We start from the raw sequence: 5,340 nt of genomic DNA, 5'->3' as shown, positions 1-5,340 counted from the left end.
GGACGTGGCGGGGGCGGGTGGGCAGCCTTGCGCGCCGTTCCACCCTTCATTGCTCGAACCCAGGAGTCCTTCCCATGAAGCTCAAGGCACTGTGCCTCTCCGTGTCGCTGCTGGCCCTCCCTGGCGTGGCCTCCGCGCAGCTCTCGCTGGACTCCCTCAAGAAGACCGCGGGCGACGCCAGCAAGGGCGCCGTCGAGAAGCGCGTCAACACGAAGCTGATGGACGAGGGGCGCAAGAACCAGTGCAGCTTCAAGTCGGGCACCGCCGAGCTGGACGCCGGCTGCGACGCGAAGCTGAAGAAGCTGGCCGCGGCCCTCATCGACGCCAAGAAGCAGCTCGATGGCGCCGGGGCCAAGAGCTACAAGTTCGAGGTCTCCGGCCACACGGACTCGTCCGGTGACGCCGCGAAGAACAAGAAGCTCAGCGAGCAGCGCGCGGAGACCATCGTCAAGGAGCTGGTGGCGCGCGGCGTGCCCCGCAACGAGATCATCGCCGTGGGCTTCGGCTCCGAGAAGCCCCTGGTGAAGCCGGATGACACGGCGGCCAAGAAGGCGAAGAACCGCCGTTACGAGCTGCAGGTCCGCCTGTAGTCGCCCAACGTCCGGACACCCTCCCCCACGACAAGGGCGCGCCCGCCCCTCCGGATCCCTGGAGGAGCGGGCGCAGTGGGGGCGTCACCCGTGCTGGCCGCAGCGCCCGTCCCCTCACCGCGACTCAGTCCGCGCTGACCTTCGCGGGCTGCCACCGCTGACCCGAGCTGTAGTTGACCGGGATCCACCGGTAGCCCCGCCACTCCGAGGCCAGCCGACCCAGTCCGGGGAAGGGCATGTGCGCGAAGCCGAGCAGGTCGCCACGCTTCGCGGCCTCCGTGAACGCACGCGCCCGCTGGGCCGCGGCCGCACGCTCGTCGACATCGTAGGCGACCGTCACCGACGGCTCGCGCAGCTGCACCGAGCCGAAGTGCATCAGGTCACCCCACAAGGCCAGCCGCTGCCCCCGGCTCTCGACGACGTAGACGCTGTGGCCGGGCGTATGTCCCGGGGTCGCCACGGCCCGGATGCCCGGGACGAGGCTGTCCCCGTCTCCGAACGTCTTCAGCTTCCCCGCGACCCCGTACGGCTCCACCATCGCCTTTGCCTCTTCGAAGTACTTCGGGTCCACCGTTCCCTTCGGCCGGGGGTCGCGACCCAGCCAGAAGGCCGCCTCGCGTGCGTGCACCTGGAGGATGGCATTGGGGAACGCCCGGCGCGTGGCGGACATGAGCCCACCGGAGTGGTCGGAATGGATGTGCGTGAGCAGCACCAGGTCAATCTGCTCGGGCTGGTAGCCCGCGGCCCGGAGGCTCTGCTGGAGCTTGCCGCCCACGTCGGGGCCGAAGAAGCCGCCCACGCCCGTGTCCACGAGCACGAGGGCCGTGCCGGTGTTGATGAGGAACGCGTTGATGGACAGCTCGACCGGATCCTGGAGGTGGTCGCGCGAGAGCAACTCCTCCACGCGATCCGGCGTCGTGCGGGTGGCCACCTCGGCCACCGTCTGGGGAACGGTGCCGTCGGACAGCGCGGTGACCTCGAAGTCACCGAGCATCATCCGGTAGAAGCCCGGTGCCTGGGTTCGCACCTGGGGCGCGGCCGCGTGGACGGCGGACGGAAGCAGTGGGGCCACGGCCAGGGCCCCCAGCGTGAGGGTACGGGAGACAGCGAGGAAGACACCGCGGGGAAGAGGTCTGTGCATGGGCGAGGAGATACCGCCCGGCATCCCCTGGGATAAACGGGCGCTCCTCACACATTCCGTTTCACCCCTGAAACAATCCGGGGGCGCGATGGGGCACCGAACGCGCTATGCCGTGCTGGAGGTGGAAGATGGACAGGTTCACGGCGATGGAAGCCTTCGTCCGCGTGGTGGAGAGCGGCACCTTCACCAAGGCCGCCGACGCGCTGGGCCGCCCGAAGACGGCGGTGACCCGGCTCATCCAACAACTGGAAGCGCAGCTGAAGGTGAAGCTGCTGCACCGCACGACGCGCCGGGTGACGGTGACGCCGGAGGGCATGACCTACTACCAGCAGGCGTTGCGCTTGTTGGGCGAGGTGCGGGAACTCGAATCCACCTTGTCGCAGACCCGACGCGGCCCCCGGGGGCGCCTGCGGGTGGAGTCGAGTGGGACCATCTCCCGACTGCTTATCGTCCCCGCGCTGCCGACGTTCTACGCGCGCTACCCGCAGATGCACATCGAGCTGGGCGTGAGCGACCGCGTCGTGGACCTGCTCTCGGACAACGTCGACTGCGCCATCCGGGGCGGCCATGTGAAGGACGAGTCCCTGGTGGCACGGCACCTGGGCGACCTCTGCTATCTCGTGTGCGCGTCACCGAAGTACCTGGAGCGTCACGGCATGCCCCACCACCCGACGGAGCTGGCGGGCGCGGCGCACGCGGTGGTCAGCTACTTCTCGTCGCTGAGCGGCAAGGAGCTTCCCATCGTCTTCACCCGCGACGGCGAACGGCTCGAGGTCCAGGGCCGCAGCCTGCTCACGCTCAACGAAACCAACGCGTACCTCGCCGCCGGGCTCGCGGGCCTGGGCGTCATGTTCGCCCCCCGCTTCGTGGTGGAGCCGTACCTCACCTCCGGTGAGCTGGTGCAGGTGCTGGACGGATGGCACCCTGAATCCCGGCCCATCTTCCTGGTGTACCCGCCCGCACGGCAGCAGGGCGCCGGGCTCAAGGTCTTCATCGAATGGGTGATGGAGCTGTTCTCAAGCCGGCCGGAGCTGTGGCGTCATGACAGGTAACAACCCTCCACCGCCTCGCGTCCTGGCCGACGTCGTCGTGCGCACGCGCGCTCACGAGGGTGCGCTCGTGCTCGGCGCGGCGCTCTGCACCGCCTTGTTCGCGCAGGTCGCCATCGCGGTGCCGGGCTCGCCGGTGCCCATCACGGGACAGACGCTCGCGGTCGTCCTCACGGCCGCGGCGCTCGGCCCTGGACGGGGCACGGCCGCGCAGCTCGTCTATCTGCTGCTGGGGGCGGTGGGACTGCCCTTCTACGCGAAGGCGGCCAGCGGCTGGGGGGCGCTTGTCGGGCCGACCGGGGGCTACCTGGTGGCCTTCCTGCCCGTGGCCTGGCTCGTGGGGCTCGCGGCGCGCCATGGCATGGACCGGAAGCCGTGGACGGCGGCGCCTGTCTTCCTTGGGGGCCAGCTCGTCATCCTGGGCATCGGCATGGCCTGGCTCCGGGTGGCGGCCTCCCTCGATGCCGCCACCGCCTTCCACAAGGGCTTCCTCCCCTTCGTTCCCGGAGGCTTGCTCAAGGCCGTCGTCGCCGGGCTGCTCACGTCCCTCGCCTGGCGGCTGGTACGGGCTCGCGCCCCGGCTCCCTGAAGCTACTCCATCACCCGGACTGACTGACCGAGGGTGTTGCCGACACGCAGGATCAGCGCGTTGTACGTCTCGCGGTCCTCGATGCTGACCTGGGAAGCCCTCCTGGCGAAGACACCGAGGAATTCGGTGACCAGGGGCATGTAGGACTTCTGCAGGGCGGTCTGTGCATCCGCGGTGGTGGCCTGCTGGTAGCGCGTGCAGAGGTCCTTCAACGGGGCGGCCTTCGCTTCCAGCTCCGCGTCCTTGAAGGTCGGCAGGGGCGTGACAGGGGGAAAGTGCCGCTGCGGGGGCGGCGTGGCCTTCCGGTTCCTGGCGAAGGAGCCGACCTGTCCCTCGCCGGATTCGACGTAGCGGATGAAGGCGTCCTTGCTGAAGAGCTTGCTGTTGATGTTGCCCTTCGAATCCATGCCGACCCGGATCGTCTCCGGGAAGTCCTCGTGCACGCCGTAGGTCCAGGCCTTGTCGATGAACAGCTCATCGCTGAGGACGAAGGGACCCTTGAAGGCAACCCCGTCAATCTCGATGGTCTTTTCGCCCGGCCTGAAGGCCTTGGCCGTCGTCTTGTTGGTGGCGTACACCTCGTTGATGGTGACGTAGGGACTGAAGGTCGGGTTGATCAGCCCGCCGCGCCCCTTCGCGTACACCAGGAACTTGAGCGCGCCGGTGGTGGGGGACTCCATCGTGTGCAGCCCCGCGCGCAGCGAGAGGTCCTTGGCGGCGTGCGGTTTGATCTCGTGGGGGGTGCCGTCGATGTTGACGCTGATGGCGGCGTCGGTGGGGTTGTCGATGGAGAAGCTCACGCTGTCGCTCGAGCATCCACTCACGCCGACAAGAAGGCACAGCACCGCGAAAACTCGATTCATCAGTTGGCTGTAGCATGGCGGATCCGACTTCAGTCGGTTTCCGTCAACACGGCGATCAACGCACGGGAGGCCGCGGACAGGCTGCGGTGCGGGACGTAGATGACGGAGAAGGGGCGCGAGCGGCCCCGCAGGCGGGGCAGCACCTCCACCAGGGTGCGGCGGCGCAGGCGTTCGGCGGCGATGAAGTCGTAGGTCTGGCACACGCCCATGCCGTTCTCCGCGAGCGACACCACCCCCAGCACGTCGTCCGACACCCGCAGCGCGGCCTGGGGCGTCCAGTCGATGTCGCGCCCGTCCTCGCGGAGGATCCACGGCGACACGCGCCCGGTGCTGGGCATGATGAAGGTCAGACAGGCGTGTCGCTCCAGCTCCGCCAGCGACCGTGGCGTCCCGGCTTCCTTCAGGTAGGCCGGCGAGGCGACCAGACACATGGGCGCGTCTTCCAGCCGCCGCGCCACCAGCCCGCTGTCGGGCAGTGCTCCCAGACGGATCGCCAGGTCGAAGCCCTCCGCCACCAGGTCCACGTTGCGATTCGCGATGCTCAGGTCCACCTGCACGCGCGGATGCCGGCGCATGAAGGTCCGCAGCTTCGCCGGCAGGCGGTAGTGCCCGTAGGTGGTGGGCACGCTGAGCCGCACGCTGCCGGTGACTTCACCGCCCTGCCCCTGGATGGCGCGCTCGGCTTCAGCGATCAACCCGAAGGCCGTGCTCGACTGCTCCAGGTACAGCCGCCCCGCGTCGGTCAGGCCCAGGCTCCGGGTGGTCCGCCGCAACAACTGCACGCCCAGGCGCTGCTCCAACCGGGCGATGGCGCGGCTCACCACCGACGGCGTCGTCCCCAGCGTGGTGGCGGCGGCCGTCAGCGAGCCGCGCTCCACTGAAGCGATGAAGGCTTCCACGTCGTGCAGGTGGTCGAAGCGCCGGCCCATTCATGCCTCCATAGCAAGAGTGCCGTGCCCCAGAACCCATTTATCCCCTGCCCCGGTGACAATACTTTGCGTGACGAAGCCGGGCCCGAGCGTGGGCCCCTTCCCCAGGAGTCATGAACATGTCCGTCATGCTTGCCGCCTCCCTCTCCCTGGCGGGGCTCGCCGCCGCCCCCTCCCCC

At 69.0% G+C, this 5,340-nt stretch carries 6 protein-coding genes; 3 read left to right on the top strand and 3 right to left on the bottom strand.

Annotated elements, in window-relative coordinates; all coding sequences use genetic code 11:
• Nucleotides 1-74 precede the first annotated feature (74 nt).
• Nucleotides 75-590: an OmpA family protein gene (locus D7X12_RS38840; RefSeq protein ID WP_120630202.1), complete on the top strand. Its 516-nt coding sequence runs from the start codon at nucleotides 75-77 to the stop codon at nucleotides 588-590.
• Between the two features lie 124 nt (nucleotides 591-714).
• On the opposite strand, the gene D7X12_RS38835 is transcribed toward D7X12_RS38840, so the two are convergent.
• A complete protein-coding gene (locus tag D7X12_RS38835; RefSeq protein ID WP_244225043.1) occupies nucleotides 715-1,662 on the bottom strand; it encodes an MBL fold metallo-hydrolase in 948 nt (315 codons plus the stop codon).
• 197 nt (nucleotides 1,663-1,859) lie between these two features.
• Here D7X12_RS38835 and D7X12_RS38830 point away from each other — a divergent pair, with 197 nt between their 5' ends.
• Both D7X12_RS38830 and D7X12_RS38825 read left to right on the top strand, forming a co-directional pair.
• Nucleotides 1,860-2,783, top strand: a complete 924-nt coding sequence (locus tag D7X12_RS38830) for a LysR family transcriptional regulator (RefSeq protein WP_120630200.1) — start codon at nucleotides 1,860-1,862, stop codon at nucleotides 2,781-2,783.
• Entirely contained in the window at nucleotides 2,773-3,369 is a 597-nt protein-coding gene (locus tag D7X12_RS38825) for a biotin transporter BioY (RefSeq protein WP_120630199.1), read from the top strand. Before D7X12_RS38830 ends, D7X12_RS38825 begins: the two co-directional genes overlap by 11 nt.
• 2 nt (nucleotides 3,370-3,371) lie before the next feature.
• Here the strand turns inward: D7X12_RS38825 and D7X12_RS38820 are convergent, their stop codons facing one another.
• A complete protein-coding gene (locus tag D7X12_RS38820) occupies nucleotides 3,372-4,232 on the bottom strand; it encodes a hypothetical protein (RefSeq protein WP_147443937.1) in 861 nt (286 codons plus the stop codon).
• A 29-nt stretch (nucleotides 4,233-4,261) separates the two neighbouring features.
• Nucleotides 4,262-5,161, bottom strand: a complete 900-nt coding sequence (locus D7X12_RS38815) for a LysR family transcriptional regulator (protein ID WP_120630197.1) — start codon at nucleotides 5,159-5,161, stop codon at nucleotides 4,262-4,264.
• Nucleotides 5,162-5,340 lie beyond the last annotated feature (179 nt).

The sequence above is a fragment of the Corallococcus sicarius genome, from assembly GCF_003611735.1.
Classification (GTDB): Bacteria; Myxococcota; Myxococcia; order Myxococcales; family Myxococcaceae; genus Corallococcus; species Corallococcus sicarius.
This window is presented reverse-complemented; position numbering and strand designations above follow the sequence as displayed.

Excerpts from the sequence above, each read along its gene's own strand:
- D7X12_RS38830 (WP_120630200.1), top strand. The coding sequence starts at position 1,860 with ATGGACAGGTTCACGGCGATGGAAGCCTTCGTCCGCGTGGTGGAGAGC.
- D7X12_RS38820 (WP_147443937.1), bottom strand. The coding sequence starts at position 4,232 with ATGAATCGAGTTTTCGCGGTGCTGTGCCTTCTTGTCGGCGTGAGTGGA.
- D7X12_RS38815 (WP_120630197.1), bottom strand. The coding sequence starts at position 5,161 with ATGGGCCGGCGCTTCGACCACCTGCACGACGTGGAAGCCTTCATCGCT.
- D7X12_RS38825 (WP_120630199.1), top strand. The coding sequence starts at position 2,773 with ATGACAGGTAACAACCCTCCACCGCCTCGCGTCCTGGCCGACGTCGTC.
- D7X12_RS38840 (WP_120630202.1), top strand. The coding sequence starts at position 75 with ATGAAGCTCAAGGCACTGTGCCTCTCCGTGTCGCTGCTGGCCCTCCCT.